Genomic DNA, 17,972 nt, shown 5'->3' with positions numbered 1-17,972 from the left:
GGCAGCCCCGGGCAGGCCAACTACGCGGCGGCCAACGCCTTCTGCGACGCCCTCGCAGCCCACCGCCAGGCCGCCGGTCTGCCCGGCGTGTCGGTGGCGTGGGGACTGTGGGCCGAGGCCAGCGGGATGACCGGCCATCTGGCCGAGGCGGACCTGGCCCGGATGTCCCGGTCCGGAATCGCCGCGATGTCCAGCGACCAGGCGTTGCGCCTGCTGGACGCCGCCTGCTGGCACGGCGATCCTCAGCCGGCCGCCGTCGACCTGGATGTCCGCGCCCTGTCCGCACGGCCGGCCGACGTGCTCCCGGCCCTGCTGCGCGCTCTCACCAGTGACGCCCGCGGGGCCACCGTACGGCGATCCGCCGCCACCGGCGCGCCCGCCGCCGGACTGGTCGGTCGGCTCACCACGCTGCCGCCGGATGAACAACACCGCGAACTGCTCAACCTGGTACGCACCCAGGCCGCCGCGGTGCTGGGGCACACCGATGCCGGGGTGGTGTCCAGCGACACCCCGTTCAAGGATCTGGGCTTCGATTCGCTGACCGCCGTCGAGCTGCGCAACCGGCTCGCCGCGGCCACCGGGCTGCGCCTGCCCGCCACGTTCATCTTCCGGCATCCGACGCCCGCGGCCATCGCCGACGACCTCCGCGCACAGCTGTGCCCCGTGGCCGCGGACACGTCCGGCCCTGTCTTCGGCGAGCTGGAGAAGCTGGAGGGGGCGATGGCCCGGTTCGCCCCCGACGACGAGGCCCGGGGCAGGCTGACGAAGCGCCTGGAAGCCCTGCTGTGGCGGCTCGGCGACGGTGTTCCGGAGGCCGCCGCCGTCGGCCGCACCGTGGACGACGAGGCCGTGGAAGCCGCGTCGGACGACGAACTGTTCGCGTTCATCGACCGGGAACTGCCTTCTTGATCACGAGTAGCGTGAGTGAGGACTGATGTCGGGTACGGAAGAAAAGCTCCGCCAATACCTGAAGCGGGTCACGGTGGATCTGGGGCAGGCCCGTCAGCGGGTACGGGATCTGGAGGAGCGGTCCCAGGAGCCGGTGGCCGTGGTGAGCATGGCATGCCGCTATCCCGGCGGTGTGGGCTCGCCCGAGGAGTTATGGGAGCTGGTGTCCTCGGGTGGAGACGGGATCGAGGAGTTCCCCACCGACCGTGGCTGGGATCTGGAGGGCCTGTACCACCCGGATCCCGACCACCCCGGTACCAGCTATGTGCGCCACGGCGGATTCCTGCGCGGGGCCGACCGCTTCGACGCCGAGTTCTTCGGCATCAGCCCGCGCGAGGCACTGGCGATGGACCCGCAGCAGCGGCTGCTGCTGGAAGTGTCGTGGGAACTGCTGGAACGGGCGGGCATCGACCCCGCGTCGCTGAAGGGCAGCCCGACCGGGGTGTACGCCGGGGTGTCCAGCCAGGACTACCTGTCCCGGATGCCGCGGATCCCCGAGGGCTTCGAGGGATACGCCACCACCGGCAGTCTCACCAGCGTGGTGTCCGGCCGGGTGGCGTACACCTTCGGACTCGAAGGGCCCGCGGTGACCGTGGACACCGCGTGTTCGTCGTCCCTGGTGGCGATGCACCTGGCGTGCCAGGCGCTGCGTCAGGGCGAATGCGAACTGGCGCTCGCGGGCGGGGTCACCGCGCTCACAACCCCGACCGCGTTCGCCGAGTTCTCCCGGCAGCGCGGGCTGGCACCGGACGGGCGCTGCAAGTCCTTCGCGGCTGCCGCCGACGGCACCGGATTCTCCGAGGGCGTCGGGCTGGTACTGCTGGAGCGGCTGTCGGACGCGCGCCGCCACGGCCACCGGGTGCTGGCGGTGATCCGTGGTACGGCCGTCAACCAGGACGGCGCCAGCAACGGCCTGACCGCGCCCAATGACGTATCGCAGGAGCGGGTGATCCGGCAGGCGCTGGCCAGCGCGCGTCTCGCCGCCGACCAAGTGGACGCGGTGGAGGCGCACGGCACGGGGACCTCGCTCGGCGACCCGATCGAGGCGCACGCGCTGCTGGCCACGTACGGCCGGGACCGGCCGGACGACCGGCCCCTGTGGCTGGGCTCCCTCAAGTCGAACATCGGCCACGCCCAGGCGGCGGCGGGCGTCGCCGGTGTGATCAAGATGGTGATGGCGCTCCGGCACGAGACGCTGCCGGTCACGCTGCACGTCGAAGAGCCGACACCGCACGTGGACTGGGAGAACGGCGGGGTACGGCTGCTGACCGAACCGGTTGCGTGGCCGAGGGGCGAGCGTACGCGCCGCGCGGGAGTGTCCTCCTTCGGCATCAGCGGCACCAACGCCCATCTGATCCTGGAGCAGGCGCCCGAGCCACCTGGGGACACCGAGCCCGCCGCGCAGGTCGCACCAGGCACGAACACAGACGTGACCGCGTGGGTGCTGTCCGCCCGCAGCCAGCGGGCCCTGCGGGGGCAGGCGGCGGCGCTGGCGGCACGGGTGGCGGCGGACCCACGGCTGCCCGTGGCCGACGTGGGCTGGTCGCTCGCCACCACACGGTCGCGGTTCGACCACCGCGCCGTGGTGCTCGGCGAGAGCCGGGACGTGCTGGTGGCGGCCGTCGCGGCGCTCGCCACCGGGGAAGCGCACCCGGGCTTGGTCCACCCCGGTGTCGCCACCGTGGCGGGCGACTCCGGGCCGGTGCTGGTGTTTCCGGGCCAGGGGGCGCAGTGGGCCGGGATGGGGGCCGGGCTGCTCGACGCGTCGCCTATGTTCGCGGCGCGGGTGGCGGAGTGTGAGCGGGCGCTGTCGCCGTACGTCGGCTGGTCGCTCACGGATGTTCTGCGCGGGAGCGAGGGCGCGGCTGATATGAGCCGGGTGGATGTGGTGCAGCCGGTGTTGTGGGCGGTGATGGTGTCCCTGGCGGCGGTGTGGGCCGGGCATGGGGTGACGCCTGCGGCGGTGGTCGGCCACAGCCAGGGTGAGATCGCGGCGGCCGTGGTGGCGGGGGCACTGTCGCTGGAGGACGGGGCCAAGGTGGTGGCGCTGCGCAGCCGGGCGTTGCGCAGCCTTGCGGGCGGCGGGGCGATGGCGTCGCTCGGCTTGGGCCAGGAACAGGCGAGCAAGCTGCTGGCCGGGCTCGGCGACCGGGCCGCCGAGGTCGGGGTGGCCGCCGTCAACGGCCCCTACTCGACGGTCATCTCGGGGCCCCCGGAACAGGTGGCCACTGCCGTGGCCTCCTGCCAGGGGAACGGCGATCGAGCGCGGCTCATCGACGTGGACTACGCGTCGCACGGCCCACAGGTCGACGAGATCGCCGGTGAACTGACCGAGGTTCTGGCCGGGATCCGGCCGAGCGCGTCGAAGGTGGCTTTCTACTCCACGGTCACCGGCGGACGGACCGACACCGTCGCCCTCGACGGCGGCTACTGGGTGACAAATCTGCGGGAGCCCGTACGGTTCGCCGACGCCGTCGAAGCGCTGCTGGCCGATGGCCACCGGACGTTCGTCGAGACCAGCACCCATCCCGTGCTGACCGTCGGCATGCAGGAGACGTTCGAGCACACGGGCATCGAGGCCGTCACGGTGCCCACCCTGCGTCGTGATCACGGGGGCGGGGCGCAGCTGCTCCAGTCCCTCGCCCAGGCGTTCACCGCCGGGGCCGACGTCGACTGGACGTCCCTCCACTCGACCGGCCCGGCAGGCCCGCACACCGTCGACCTGCCCACCTACGCCTTCCAGCGAGAGCGGTACTGGCTGCCCGACTCGGTGCCGCCCGACGCGGCGCCGAGGGCGGACGAGGACGAGGCCCAATTCTGGGCCGCGGTCGACGGCGAGGATCTGCGGGCGCTCTCCGATGGGCTGCGGCTCCCCGACGACCCCGGTACGCGGTCGTCGTGGGACACGGTGCTGCCGGTGCTCTCCGCGTGGCGGCGCGGGCGGCGTGAGCGAGCGGCCGTGGACTCATGGCGCTATCGCGTCCAGTGGCAACCCCTGACCGACCTCGCCGACGACGCTCCGGACGGCGCGGCGCACACCTGGCTCGTCGTCCGCCCGGCCGACGGTGCGGATGACTGGGTGACCGCCTGCGTCCAGGCGCTCCGCGCGGGCGGGGGACAGGTGGACGAGCTGACCGTCACCGAGGACACCGACCGGGCACGGCTCGCAGAGCTGCTGCACACCCGGTACGCCGATGAGGCGCCACCGGCCGGTGTCCTGTCGCTGCTGGCACTGGACGAGTCCGCACCCCACCGGGCCGATGGAGTGGCCACCGGTCTGACCGGCACGCTCACCCTGCTGCAGGCCCTGGCGGACGCGGAGGTCACAGCGCCCCTGTGGTGCGCCACCTGTGGGGCGGTATCCGTGGGCGGCACCGACCCGGTGATCGCTCCATCACAGGCCCAGTTCTGGGGGCTCGGTCGGGCCGCCGCGCTCGAACACCCCACCATCTGGGGCGGATTGCTCGACCTCCCCACGAGCCCCGAGGCGGTGGGCCCCGACCGGTTGCGCGTCCTGCTCACCGGGAGGTCCGGCGAGGACCAGGTGGCGCTGCGCGCCTCGGGGGCGTTCGGGCGCCGACTGGCCCCCGCGCCGTCCGGCGGCGATGTGCCACCGCGGACCTGGACGCCACAGGGCTCCGTGCTCATCACCGGAGACACCACCGGCCCGGCGGCGGCCCATATGGCCCGGTGGGCGGTGGACAACGGTGCGAAGCACGTGGTGCTGCTGGGGCGTCAGGACGGTGACGCGGCCGCCGCGCTGAAGGCCGAGCTGGACGCGTACGGTGCCGAGCTGACGATCGCGGACTGCACGCCCGGCGACCAGGCGGGCCTTGTCCGTACCGTCGAACAACTGTCGTCGGAGGGCGGACGGATCGGGACCGTCGTGCACACCGCGGTCTCCGGTGCACTGGCACCGCTGGCGGAGCTGACCCCTGAGCGGTTGACCCATGAGATCTGCGCCCAACTCGCTTACGCGGACGCTGACATGGAGGAGTTGTGCGGCCTCGGGCCCGAGGACACCGTGATCTACTGCTCTACCGTCGCGACGACATGGGGAAGCAAGGACCACGGTTCGTACGCCGCCGCCACCGCCCACCTCGACGCTCTCGCCCAACGCCGACGAGCCGAGGGCCGGGCCACGGTCTCGATCGCCTGGGGGCTGTGGGATCTCTCGGACGGCCACACCGAGCGCTCCCGGCGTCAGGGACTGTCGCCCCTGGATCCCCGCTGGGCACTGAACGCCCTGCGGCAGGTGCTCGACCACGACGATCCGCGGATGACGATCGCCGATGTCACCTGGGAACGCTTCGCGCCCCTGTTCACCCTCGCCCGGCCGAGCAGGCTGTTCGACACGGTCCCGGCCGCCCGCCATGCCATCGAGGCCATGCGGGAGCCCCTTGATGGAGAGAGCGCCCCGGAGGGCGCCGTGGCGCTGCGCGAGGAGCTGGCCGCGCTGGGCGCGGACGATCGCCCCGGGCGGCTGCTCGCCCTGGTACGCGGCCATGTGGCCGCCGTACTGCGCTATCCGGCGGCGGAGGCGGTCGACCCGGGACGGCCGTTCAAGGAACTGGGCTTCGACTCGATCGCGGCTGTGGAACTCAGGAACCGGCTGCGTGCCGCCACCGGGCTGAGCCTGCCGACGACGGTGGTCTTCGACTATCCGACACCGGAGAACCTGGTGGGCCATCTGCTGGCCCAGCTGGCTCCTGAGGAGTCCGCCACCGCCCACCCAGGGCTCGGACATCTCGACGCGCTGGAAGCGGCGCTGGCCGGAATGACCACCGAAGACCCGCGGCGCACCGGACTGGTGAACCGTCTGCAGGGCCTGCTGTGGAAGTACACGGCCACCGCGGACGAGGAAGGGGCTCCGGGAGACGAGCGGGATCTCGCCGCCGCCACCGCCGACGAGGTGTTCGCTCTCATCGACCGCGAACTGGGCACCTGAGCGGCCGCCCCCGCGAAGAACCCCCCGTACGGCATGCCGTACGGGGGGTTCTTCGTGCGTCGGGTCATCGAAGGTCAGGGACCTGCCGGACGGTACGGGCCAGGTCGAGCAGATCCTCCGCCACCCGCCGGGGGTGCTGGGCGTGCAGATCGTGCTCCGAGTCCAGGTATTCGCGCAGGGTTGCCCCGCGCAGCGTGGCCGTGGTGGTCTCGATGCGTGAGCGGATGCGCTCCGCCCACTGCCGGTCCGCGCCCTTGGGGATGGCAGGCATCAGCAGGGTGGGCACCGAGATGGCGGAGTACCAGGGGCTCGGTGGCTCGTCCCAGATGCTGCGCAGCATCGACGTGTGCTGTTCGAGGGACATGCGCCGGGACAGCGAACCGTCCGGGTTCTCCCGCATGGTGGCCACGGCCGCTTCGATCGCCGCCGGCGACCAGTCGGGATGAATGGCCCGGAAGTAGTCACTCACGCTCCGCACCGTGGCGCCGTCCAGCGCGGGCGGCCGCAGCGCGCCGCAGAACGCCTCCCATGAGGGGAAGGCCTTGGCGGGTTCGAGCCAGCCGCCGTCGACCAGCGCCAGCCCCGCCACCAGCTCAGGATGCTCGGCGGTCAGCCGCACCGACACGTTGCCGCCGTAGGAGTGCCCGGCCACCAGCACCTCGGACAGCCCGAGTGCGGCGCAGGCCGCCACCAGGTCCGCGACCGCGGTCGGTGTGTCGTACCCCTTCTCCGGGGTGTCGGACTCGCCGTGGCCGCGCAGGTCGGCCGCGTACACCGGGTGGCCCGCGGCGGCCAGATGGTCAGCCACCTCGTCCCACATACGGGCGTTCGAGGCCATGCCATGCACCAGGAGGAATGCGGGGGACGCGGTTCCAGGCCGGTGTCGGAAATGTAATTTCACATCATCGGTTACGGGCACGGAAAGATCCATACGGAAATTCTAGCCGGGTCACCGCGGGCGCTTCGAGAAGTGCGGCGGTATAAGTGTGCGCGCATTAGCGGCACTTAAGGGTTCTTTCGTGTATGCCGAGACGCCGGGCGGGAGGGGATGGCCCCTCCCGCCCGGCGTCGGCGTATCGCGGCGCACGCTATGCCGTGGCGCCATCCCCGCTGTTGACCGCCGCGTACGCTTCGGCGAGATAGTGGCCGAGCCGGGCGGGGGTGGGGTATTCGAGAATGGCGACGAGGGGGATTTCCACGTCGGTCAGCGTCATCAGATTGCGGGTGAGTTCGAGCGCGGTGAGCGAGGTGAGCCCGTTTTCGAGGAAATTGCTGTCGTCCTCGATGGGGGTGGGGGAGAGGATGTCGGAGAGTTGCGTCCGTACGGTTTCCCGCAGGATGGCCTCGCGCTCCTCGGCCGTGGCGATGGCCAGCGCCTGGTGCAGGGCCGTGCCGTCGAGATGGGTCTCGCTCTGTTCCGTGGGCATCGCGGGTCCGTTCGGTTGAGGGTCGCGGGAATCGCCGGAGGCGCTGCCGTTGACCGCAGTGAATGTGTTCATCGTTTCTCCCGCCTGATGGGTGCTTGCTCGATGTCCGCGATGACGACGGACACCGCGTCCTCCATGACCACCTGCCGCAGCAGGGCGGCCGCCGATCGGGGGGACAGTGCGGACGTTCCGGTGCCCTGTGGCCGTTCGACGGAGCCCCAGCACACCGAGGTCGCCGGGACGCCCCGCGCGCGGCACTCCTGCGCGAGCGCCTGCAGATAGGCGTGGGCCGGAGCCTGGTTTCCCAGCCCCGGGCCGGGCAGCACGCCCACGGCCGAGGAACTGAGCACGAATGCCGACAGGTCGCTCTTCAGACTGAGGGCACACAGGTTCCTCGCCCCCGCCACCACCGTCGGCCACGTGTCCGCGATCCGTGCCGCATCCAGCGGCTCGGGCTCCTGGGGCGGCGGCACCGCGAGATGCAGCACCGCGGTCAGCGGCGCGTCGGCGGGGAGACCGGCCACGGCGGCGGCCAGCGCGTCCGGATCGGCCGGATCGACGGTGGCGACGGACAGTTGTGTGCCGGAGGCGGCCAGTTCGGCGAGCAGGCCGTCGCCCGGGGGCGTGGTGTCGAGCAGGAGCAGTCGGTCGGCGCCCGCCCTGGCCGCCCACCGGGCGGTGTGCGCGCCCAGGGCGGTGGCCGCCCCCGTGATCAGCACGGTGCCGCGCGCCGTCCAGGCCCCCGCGGTGGGACGCCTGGGCACGTCCCGCACCAGCCGTGGCGTAAAGCAGCAGTCGGCGCGTACGGCCACCTCGCCCTCGCCGTGGAGGCCCGTCAGGACACCGGCCAGCCGCCGTCCCGCCCGCGCGTCGAACCGGTCCGGCAGATCGACCGACCCGCCCCAGCACCGCGGGTGTTGCACTGCGAGGGCGCGGCCCAGACCCCAGAGCTGGGCCTGCTCCGGACGGGCCACCGGGTCCCCGCGATCGACACCGACCGCACCGCGCGTGGCCACCCACACCGGGGCCTCGATCCCGGCCCGCTCCACCGCCCCGGCCAGCGAGATGGTCGTGGCGAGCGCAGGGCTCCGGCCGTCGTCGGCCGGAGGCCGCGTCTCGTCCAACGCCGACAGGGAGAGCACACCCGCGACGAACCGCCCGGTGGCGGCGTCGGCTATCCGTGTCGCGAGGGCGTCGCGGGCCGCCGGGCCTTCCAGACCGAGTACGACGACATCGGCGCCGTGCTCGCGCAGCGCGGCGGTGACGGCGTCGGCGGACGGGCCGCCCGCCGACGCGACCAGCCAGGTGCCGGACAGTCGCGGCGTCACCACTTCGGCCATGGCCTGCCAGGCGATCCGGTGCCGCCACTGCCGCTGCCGCCGCCAGGCGGCCAGCGCGGGAAGGATCTCCGCCAGCAGGGCGCGCCGTTCCGCCGGAACGTCGAGGGTACGCGTGAGAGCCGCCACGTCCGTGTGCTCCACGGCGTCCCAGAACTCGGTGTCCACCCAGGTCTCGGTCACCGGTGCGGCACCGGCCCCGGGTTCGTTCTCCAGCCAGAATGGCTGCCGCTGGAAGGCATACGTGGGCAGCGGGACGGTACGCGGTGGTGTGCCGCCGCCGAAGAGGGCGGCCCAGCCGACGGTGGCACCCGTGGTGTGCAGCCGCGCCAGCGCGTACATCAGCTCGCGCACTTCGGACACGTCGGGCGGCTCGCCGTCGCCACCGAAGGGCGACAGCACCAGCGGCGCCGCCCCCTCCGGCAGGCCACGTCCGGGCCCCAGCTCCCAGATCACACCGGCGTCGCCCGGGTTCAGGGCCTCGGGGCGCGGCCCGGCCGGGGCGCGGTCGTCGTCGCACCAGTAGCCGGGCGTGCTGATCCGCTCGTCGACGGGCAGGCCGGTGCGGCCGTCGAGAACCGGGACCGCCGGGCGGCGGAGGGACACCGTGTCGATGGCCCGGGGGAGTCGCCCGGGCGCGGCCGCGACGAGGCGGCAGGCGTCGGAGAGGCCGAGGACACCGGCCACGTGCGCGGCGGCGATCTCACCGACGGACGTACCGGCCACCGCGTCGGGCCGTACCCCGGCCGCGTCCAGCAGCCGGGCCAGCGCGATGTACAGCGCGAACAGCCCGGCCTCCGAGCCTGGTGGCGGACGTTCCCCCGCCATCCCCAGCAGCGCGCACACCTCGTCGAAGGCGGCGGCGAACACCGGGAACCGGTCGTACAGTTCGCGGCCCGCCGCTGGACGCCGGCCGCCCTCGCCGTCGAACAGGAACACCGTCCTGCCCGACGAGGCCGCAGGCCCGCCGGTACGCACCACACCCGGCCCGACCACGGCCGGATGCGGCTCACCGGCCGCCAGTGCCTCCAGCCCGGCCCGCAACGCGTCCAGCTCCTCGCCGACCACGACGGCCCGGTGGTCGAACACCGACCGCGTCGTCACCAGCGACCACCCCACATCGCGGGGTGAGACACCCGGGTCCGCGGCCACCTGGGCGGCCAGAGCCCGCGCCTGGCCCCGTAACGCCGCAGCACCACGGGCGGACAGCGCCCAGGACACCGCTCCGGCAGGCACTCCGGCGGGCTCTTCGGCAGGGACACCGGCGGGCGGAGCATCACTGCCGTCGGAAACGACCGGGGGCGGCTGCTCCAGGATCAGATGGGCGTTGGTGCCGCTCGCGCTGAAGGAGGACACCCCGGCGCGCCGCGGGCCCTCGTCGCGCACCGGCCACGTAGTCCGCTCGGTCAGCAGCCGCACCGCGCCCCTGCGCCAGTCCACCAGCCGGGTGGGCCGGTCGATGTGCAGGGAGCGCGGCAGCACCCCGTGCCGCATGGCCAGCACCATCTTGACGACACCGGCCAGCCCGGCGGCGGCCTGGGTGTGCCCGATGTTCGACTTCACCGATCCCACCAGCAGGGGCCGGTCGGCGGGCCGCTCCTGACCGTAGGTGGCCAGCAGCGCCTGCACCTCGATGGAGTCGCCGAACGCGGTACCGGTGCCATGCGCCTCCACCGCGTCCACGTCGGCCGCTGACAGCCCGGCGTTCGCCAGCGTGTCCCGGATCAGCTGCTGCTGGGCCGGACCGTTCGGCGCGGCCATCCCCGTACTGGCACCGTCCTGGTTGATCGCCGAACCGCGCAGCACCGCCAGCACCTGGTGGCCGTTGCGCCGCGCGTCGGACAGCCGCTCCAGCAGCACCAGACCGGCGCCCTCCCCGTACACCATGCCGTCGGCCGCGTCCGCGAAGGACTTGCACCGCGCGTCGGGGGCCAGCTGACTCTGCCCGGAGGGCACCTGGAACACGCTCGGGGTGTACATGAGGGCGGCGCCACCGGCCAGCGCCAGGTCACATTCCCGCTGGCGCAGGGAGCGAGCGGCCAGATGCATCGCCACCAGCGACGACGAACACGCCGTGTCCAGGGTGACGGCCGCGCCCCGCAGCCCCAGCGTGAACGCGATCCGGCCCGACGCCACGCTTCCGGCGCTGCCGTTCCCCACGTGACTCAGCAGATCCTCCGGGATCTCGCTCAGCCGTGCGGCGTAGTCGTGGTACATCACCCCCGTGTACACGCCCGTGGAACTGCCGCGCAGGGTCTGCGGATCGATGCCCGCGCTCTCCGTGGCCTCCCAGGCCAGCTCCAGCAGCATCCGCTGCTGCGGTTCGATGGCCGCGGCCTCGCGGGCGCCGATGTCGAAGAACTCCGCGTCGAACGCGCCCGCGTCATAGATGAAGCCACCCGCGCGGACGTACGAGGCGCCATGGCGGCCCGGACCGGCATGGTGGAGCCGTTCCAGATCCCACCCGCGGTCGGTGGGCAGGCCAAAAACGGCGTCCCGTTCGCCCTCCAGCAGATCCCACAGCTGCTCCGGTGTGCGGACGCCACCGGGAAAGCGGCAGGCCATGCCGACGACCGCGACCGGGTCCTCCCGCTCCGACCGCAGTTCCCGCAGCTGCCGCCGGGCCTCGTGCAGCTCGGCGGTGGTCCACTTGAGGTAGTCGACGAGCTTTTCCTCGTTCGTCATGGCCGTGTGCGTCATGACGGTCGCCCGGCCACCGTGCTGCGCGGATTCAGATCCACCAGGGCGAGTTCGTCGGGGCGCAGCGGCGGCGCGGTGAGTTCGGGCAGCGGACGGTCCTGATGCATCAGCGACAGGAAGCGGCTGGTCGCCAGCTCCGACTGCGGGGCGGTCAGGCTCATCACATCGGTCACCACGTCACACACCGCGGACGCGCGGATCGCCCGGTCGGAGATGAGGTCGGAGAAGCGCTGCCGCGCCACCGCCCCACCGGTCAGCCGCGGATCCGTCACAGTCGTACGGCAGTTGACGTACTCGACATCCTTGGACGCGGCCATGATCCACGGGTCGTCCACCACGGCGCTGACGGCCTGCTGCATGCGCCGGGTCAGCGCCGGGTCGTATCCGGACCGCCCCAGCTCCGCGTCGAGCGCGGCGGCGCTGCGGGCGGCGGCGCTCATCCCATGGCCGTAGATCGGGTTGAACGCGGCCAGCGCGTCCCCCAGGACGAGCAGCCCTTCCGGCCACGTGTCCAGCCGCTCCGGATACAGGCGACGGTTGGCGCCGACGCGGGAGACCGCCACCGACGTCAGCGGCTCGGCCAGGGAGACGAGGTCGGCGACGAGCGGATGGCGCAGGGTCTGGGCGTACGGCAGGAAGTCGTCGTCGTGCGTGGGCAGCCCGGCGCCACGGGTGCAGGACAGGGTCACCATCCAGGTGCCGTCCTCCTGCGGGTAGACCACGCCGAAGCGGCCGGGCTCGCGCACCCGGTGGTCGGCGGCCACGTTGACGGCCGGGAATCCGGCGGTGGCCCCCGGCGGCGCCCGGAACACCCGGGTGGCGTACGCGATGCCCGCGTCGACGATGTCCTCCTCGACCGGGGGCAGTTCCAGCGCCGACAGCCAGTGCCGGAGCCGCGAGCCGCGCCCCGAGGCGTCCACCACCAGATCCGCTTCCAGGGTTTCCAGGGCCCCGGTGTCCATGTCCCGCACCCGGACCCCGGCGACCCGCTTTCCGTCGCCCGCGAGGTCGAGGATCTCGGCACGTGACGTTACGGAAATCCGACCGCCCGCCAGGATCTGGTCACGGACGATCCAGTCCAGGAACGGCCGGGTGCACATGATGGCGTACTGCCGCGGCGGAAAGCGGTGCTGCCAGCCGTGCGAGGTCAGCGTCACCAGATCCTCGTGGAATCCGATCCGGCGGGCACCCGCGCCCAGCAGCCGGTCGATCGTGCCCGGCAGCAGTTCGTCGACGATACGGGCGCCACTCGACCACAGCACATGGACATGGCGCGCCTGGGGCGAACCCTTGCGGTGGCGGGGGCCGTCGGGCAGCACATCGCGCTCCACGACGGTGACGCTCTCCAGATGGCGGGCGAGCACATGCGCGGTCAACATCCCCGCCCAGCCGCCGCCCAGGACAATTCCGCGCTTCGGTTCGGTCATGGTTCTGCTTTCGTCCCTTCACCACTTACATCGGACTGGGGCTGCCCTTGGCCTGGACCATCCGAGCGAGGTTCTGGGTGACGGCCATGAAGTGTGCGACGCCGGTGAGTTCGGGGCCATCACCCACTTTGGTGTCCGTGATGCCCCAGAACGCCTGGGCGTGATGGACCAGACCGTCATCACCGAGTTCAATGACGCCGATGATGCTGAAGGTCAGTTTCGTGGGCGCGTAGACCGTGACCGTGGTCGGCACCGCCGCCCGTCGGCCGTCCATCGAGGTGACCGGGCGGCCCGGTGTCTCGTGCACCCGGCATTCGATGGACCACGCGATGTGTTCGCGCAGCGCTTCCTTCCCGATCAGCGGCGGAGCGCCGACGGGGTCCTCGAAGACGATGTCGTCCGAGAACAGGGCGAGTACGTCCTCCACGTCACCGGCGTTCATACGCCGGGCGTACTCCACCGCCATCTTCTTGAGGGTCGCCTCATCGGCCATGAACGCCTCCTGTGCCGTTCCGTGGTCGCGGGTCGTCATTCCGGGATGCCAATGTCGGACCTCCCCCAGAACTTCTGCAGCTCCTGGATGAGGCCACCGGCCCCCGCGCGCACCATCAGCACGTAGTCCCAGGTGATACGGGCGTCCTCGGGAGCGTCGGGCGCCGTCAGCCAGCCCCGGTCGGCGAACCCGGGCCCCTTCGGGAGGTAGCCCATCGTGGCGGTGACGGGCACCAGCACCCGCGCGCCGTCCTGCCCCGCGACCGGCTCGCCGGGGACCTCGGTGATACCCGCCGCGGCCAGTTCCTCGAAGTGCGCTCGCAACGCGTCCCGTCCGCTGCGCTGGCCCGAGCCGACCGGGTCCTCGAAGGTGACGTCGTCCGCGTACAGCTCCAGAAGGCCGTTTACGTCCGCGGCGTTGAGCCGGCGGCTGTGCTCGAGGATGAGCTTCTTCCTGCTTCGTTCGTCAATCAACGTGTGCTCCCATGTGCTCTCCGTCGCTCTCTCCGCGGCCAAGGTCCCGGTCGATGAACTGGAAGATCTCGTCAGTGCTGGCGTCCTGGATGCGGCCGCTCACCACGGCGCCGTCCTCCGCCGCGCCGACCTCCGAGGGGGCCGGGCCTCCGTGCAGGGCGTCCAGCTTCGACAGCGTGCTCCGCAGGCGCTCGCGGAGCGCCTCCCACGCGCCCTCGTCCCGGGCGATGGTGAGCAGCGTGTCCTCCATCCGCTCCAGCTCGCCCAGCACCGGGGCGAGCGGGTCCACGTCCCCGGGCGCCAGCTCGGTGTGCAGATGCGCGGCGAGGGCGGCCGGGTTGGGCTGGTCGAAGATGAGGGTGGTGGCCAGCCGCAGCCCGGTGACGGCGGTCAGCCTGTTGCGCAGCTCGATCGCGGTCAGCGAGTCGAACCCCAGGTCCAGGAAGCCCCGCCCGGCTGGGATCCGGCCGGTATCGGAGTGGCCGAGCGCCGCCGCGGCATGCGTGAGCACCAGATCGAGCAGCACCCGGTGCTGCTCGTCCCGGGGAAGCGCCGAGAGGTGTCCGGCCCAGTCGGTGTGCGCCCGGCCGGTGGCGGCGGTGCGCCGCGCCGGACCGCCACCGGTGAGCGCCCGCAGCGGGGCGGGCAGGGTGAGCGCGGGCTGCCCGGCCAGCGCCCGTACGTCCAGATCGATGGCGACGAGATGCGGCGCCCCGTGCCGGACGGCGGCGTCCAGCAGCCCCAGCGCCCGTTCCCCGGACAGCGCCCCGATGCCCGAGCGGGCCATCCGGGCCCGGTCCGCCTCGTCCAGGTGCCCGGTCATGCCACTGGCGTCGGCCCACAGCCCCCAGGCCACCGACACTCCCGGCAGACCGAGGGCACGGCGGTGGGCGGCCAGGGCATCGCAGAACGCGTTCGACGCGGCGTAGTTGGACTGCCCCGACGAACCCAGGACGGCCGCCGTCGAGGAGAACATCACGAACAGGGCCAGTGGCAGATCCGCCGTCGCCGCGTGCAGATGGGCCGCGGCCGTGGCCTTCGGCTCCCACACCCGGGCCAGCCGCTCCGGAGTCTGAGAGGTGAGGACAGCGTCGTCCAGCACACCGGCGGCGTGCACGACACCCGTCAGTGGGTGGGCCGGATCGACCCCGGCGACCAGCCCCGCCACCTCCGCCGGATCGGTGACATCGACAGCTACGGTCCGTACCTGGGCGCCCAACTCGCCGAGTCGTTGCGCCAGTTCGTGCGCACCGGGAGCGTGCGGTCCGCGACGGCTGACGAGCAGCAGATGTTTGACACCCCAGGTGCGCACCAGGTGTTCGCCGACCAGGCCGCCCAGCGTGCCCGTGCCGCCGGTGATCAGCACGGTGCCATCCGGGTCGAGGACATCGTCACCGGGATCCTTCACGGTGTCCGCTGGGGAGGCGTTGCTCGCACCGGCGCGCCTCAGCCGGGGCACCAGGGCGCGTCCCGACCGCACCGCCACCTGCGGTTCGTGCAGATCCACCGCCCGGACGACCGCCTCCGCGGCGATGCCGTCATCGGTACCGGGACCGACATCGAGCAGAACGAACCGTTCGGGGTTCTCCGACTGGGCGCTGCGGATCAGCCCCCATGCCCCCGCGCCGACCGGGTCCACCGGGCTCTCACCCGCATCGGGCATGGCCACCGCGCCGTGCGTGACGACCACCAGCCGGGCATCGCCCAGTGCGGCCCGCCCCAGCCACTCCCGCACCATCCCCAGCAGCTCGTCCGCCGCCCGCAACCCCTCGCGGGCATCGGTGACGTCCGGTCCGGATGCGTGACAGGGCGTCAGGACGATCGAGGGAATGGGCGCACCCGCGTCGATCGCCGCGATCAGCGCCTCCAGATCCGGGTAGCGCACCACATCCGGACCCGCGCCGCGCTCCGCTACCGAGGCCGCCAGGCCGAGCGGATCCTCGCCCAGCACCACCCATCCGCCATCACCCACCACCGGCCCCGCCGATGGTGTGGTGGCAGGCACCGGTAGCGGGGCCCAGCCCAGCGTGAACAGGCCGTCCACCCCGCGCCCGGCGGTGGCCTCTCGCAACCCTTCGGCCCCGGCCGGGCGGGTGACCAGCGAGTCCACCGTCAGCACCGGTGCGCCCACCGGGTCGGCCACCGTCATCCGCAGCGCCTGCCGCGCGTCGTCGTGGGCCAGCCGGACCCGCACACTGGTCGCTCCGGAGGCCCACAGGGACACTCCGTTCCACGCGAACGGCAGCCGCACCCGGCCGTCGTCCTCCTGCCCCTGCGGCCGCTCCATGAGCAGCGACGGATGCAGCGCCGCGTCCAGCAGCGCCGGGTGGATCCCGAACCCGCTACGGTCCCCGGCGGCCTCGGGCAGAACCACCTCGGCGAGGACGTCCGCGCCATGCCGCCACGCGGCGGTCAGCCCCTGGAACGCCGGTCCGTAGCCGTAACCGGCCGCCCTCACCTGCTCGTAGAACCCGTCGATGTCCAGCGGCTCAGCGTCCGCCGGAGGCCATACGCCCCCCAGCCCTGCCACTCGGTCGGGGGTGGCGGCGGGCGGGGCCAGCACACCCGTCGCGTGGCACACCCACTCCGTGAGACCTCCCGCGTCCTCGGGACATGTGTACGCGGCCACCTCACGCCGCCCGTCCTCCGCGGCGGCGCCCACCACCACCTGTACGCGCAACCCGCCGGACGCGGGCAGCACCAGCGGCCGCTGCAGCGCCAATTCCTCCACACCGCCACAGCCCACCTCGTCGGCCGCCCGCAGCGCCCATTCCACCAGCACCGCACCCGGCGCCAGTACCGCGCCCGCCACCACATGCTCACCGAGCCACGGGTGGCTCCGCGCCGACAGCCTCCCGGTCAGCAGGCGCGTGGTGCCGTCGGCCAGCTCCACGGCCGCGCCGAGCAGCGGATGGCCCGCGGACACCAGCCCGAGACCGGTCGGATCGCCACCGGGCCCGGACTCGCCGTCGATCCAGTACCGCTCGCGCTGGAAGGCGTACGTCGGCAGGTCGACGACGCGGGGAGCCGGGCTGGCCGGGAACCATCGGGACCAGTCCACGTCGATCCCCGCGGTGAAGGCCTGGGCCACCGACCGCGCCAGCTGGGGCATTCCGCCGTGGTCGCGGCGCAGGGTGGGCACCGTGACGGCCCCGACGCCCGCTTCCTCGAACGTCTCCTGCAGGCCCACGGTGAGGACGGGGTGGGTGCTGGCCTCGATGAACACGCGATGGCCGTCGTCCAGCAGGGCCCGTACGGCATCGGCGAACCGGACCCGCTCGCGCAGGTTCGTCACCCAGTACGCGGTGTCCAAAGCGCTCGTCTCGATGCGGCCACCGGTGACCGCCGAGTAGAACGCCACTCCGGACCGCACCGGCTTGATCCCCGCCAGGAGGTCGGTCAGTTCGTCGGTGATCTCGTCGACTTGGGGGCCGTGGGAGGCGTAGTCCACGTCGATCAGCCGGGCCCGGCCCCCCGCCTCCTGGCATGCCGCCACGGTGTGGGCGACCTGCTCGGGGGGTCCGGATACGACGACGGATCCGGGTCCGTTGACGGCGGCCAGGCCGACGCCTGCCGCCCGCTCGCCCAGGCTGGTGAGGAAGTCCTCGGCTTGGTTCTGGCTCATGCCGAGGGAGGCCATCGCGCCTCCGCCCGCGAGCTTGCGCAGCGCGCGGCTGCGCAGTGCCACGATCCTGGCGCCCTCGTCCAGTGACAGCGCACCGGCCACCACGGCGGCGGCGATTTCGCCCTGACTGTGGCCGACCACGGCGGCCGGGACCACGCCGTGGTCGTCCCAGACGGCCGCGAGGGAGACCATGACGGCCCACAGGACAGGCTGTACGACGTCGACCCGGCCGAGGTCGGCGGCGTCGGGGCTGCCGCGCAAGACGTCGATGAGGGACCAGTCCACGTAGGGGGCGAGGGCCTGTTCACATTCGGCCACGCGGGCGGCGAACACGGGTGAGTCGTCCAGCAGTGCGGCGCCCATTCCGGCCCACTGCGAACCCTGCCCCGGGAACACCAGCACCGGGCCCGCCCCCGACACAGCGGTGGCCTGGGCGGACATCGCACCGGCGGATTCCACCACGGCCGGGTGTGACTCCCCGGCGGCCAGGGCCATGAGCCCCGCCGTCAGCTCGTCGCGGTTCTCGCCCACGACCACCGCGCGGTGGTCGAACACCGACCGGGTACGGACCAGCGACCAGCCCACCTCGGCAGC

General features: G+C 72.8%; 9 protein-coding genes. 2 read left to right on the top strand and 7 right to left on the bottom strand.

Features of this window, described 5'->3' with window-relative positions:
• Positions 1-909 (top strand): acyl carrier protein (locus ACZ6CL_RS41605; protein WP_468946452.1); only part of this gene is annotated, 909 nt, incomplete at its 5' end.
• Positions 910-934: 25 nt separating this feature from the next.
• A complete protein-coding gene (locus tag ACZ6CL_RS41600) occupies positions 935-5,896 on the top strand; it encodes a type I polyketide synthase (protein ID WP_468946451.1) in 4,962 nt (1,653 codons plus the stop codon).
• 64 nt (positions 5,897-5,960) lie between these two features.
• On the opposite strand, the gene ACZ6CL_RS41595 is transcribed toward ACZ6CL_RS41600, so the two are convergent.
• The 7 genes from ACZ6CL_RS41595 to ACZ6CL_RS41565 form a co-directional block, all read right to left on the bottom strand.
• On the bottom strand, positions 5,961-6,827 hold the full coding sequence (locus ACZ6CL_RS41595; RefSeq protein ID WP_468946449.1) for an alpha/beta fold hydrolase: 867 nt from the start codon (positions 6,825-6,827) through the stop codon (positions 5,961-5,963).
• A gap of 157 nt (positions 6,828-6,984) precedes the next feature.
• Positions 6,985-7,395, bottom strand: a complete 411-nt coding sequence (locus tag ACZ6CL_RS41590) for an acyl carrier protein (protein ID WP_468946446.1) — start codon at positions 7,393-7,395, stop codon at positions 6,985-6,987.
• Entirely contained in the window at positions 7,392-11,345 is a 3,954-nt protein-coding gene (locus tag ACZ6CL_RS41585; RefSeq protein ID WP_468946444.1) for a type I polyketide synthase, read from the bottom strand. Before ACZ6CL_RS41585 ends, ACZ6CL_RS41590 begins: the two co-directional genes overlap by 4 nt.
• 11 nt (positions 11,346-11,356) lie before the next feature.
• Positions 11,357-12,787, bottom strand: a complete 1,431-nt coding sequence (locus ACZ6CL_RS41580) for an NAD(P)/FAD-dependent oxidoreductase (protein ID WP_468946442.1) — start codon at positions 12,785-12,787, stop codon at positions 11,357-11,359.
• A 25-nt stretch (positions 12,788-12,812) separates the two neighbouring features.
• Entirely contained in the window at positions 12,813-13,319 is a 507-nt protein-coding gene (locus ACZ6CL_RS41575) for a nuclear transport factor 2 family protein (RefSeq protein ID WP_468946439.1), read from the bottom strand.
• Positions 13,316-13,753 carry a nuclear transport factor 2 family protein gene (locus ACZ6CL_RS41570; RefSeq protein ID WP_468946436.1) on the bottom strand — a complete coding sequence of 146 codons (438 nt, stop codon included), beginning with the start codon at positions 13,751-13,753 and terminating at the stop codon, positions 13,316-13,318. The genes ACZ6CL_RS41575 and ACZ6CL_RS41570 overlap by 4 nt, the downstream gene beginning before the upstream one ends.
• On the bottom strand, positions 13,746-17,972 hold a 4,227-nt coding region (locus ACZ6CL_RS41565; RefSeq protein ID WP_468946433.1), incomplete at its 5' end, for a type I polyketide synthase. The genes ACZ6CL_RS41570 and ACZ6CL_RS41565, both read right to left, overlap by 8 nt.

Source organism: Streptomyces sp. NPDC041200, from assembly GCF_055591805.1.
This window is presented reverse-complemented; position numbering and strand designations above follow the sequence as displayed.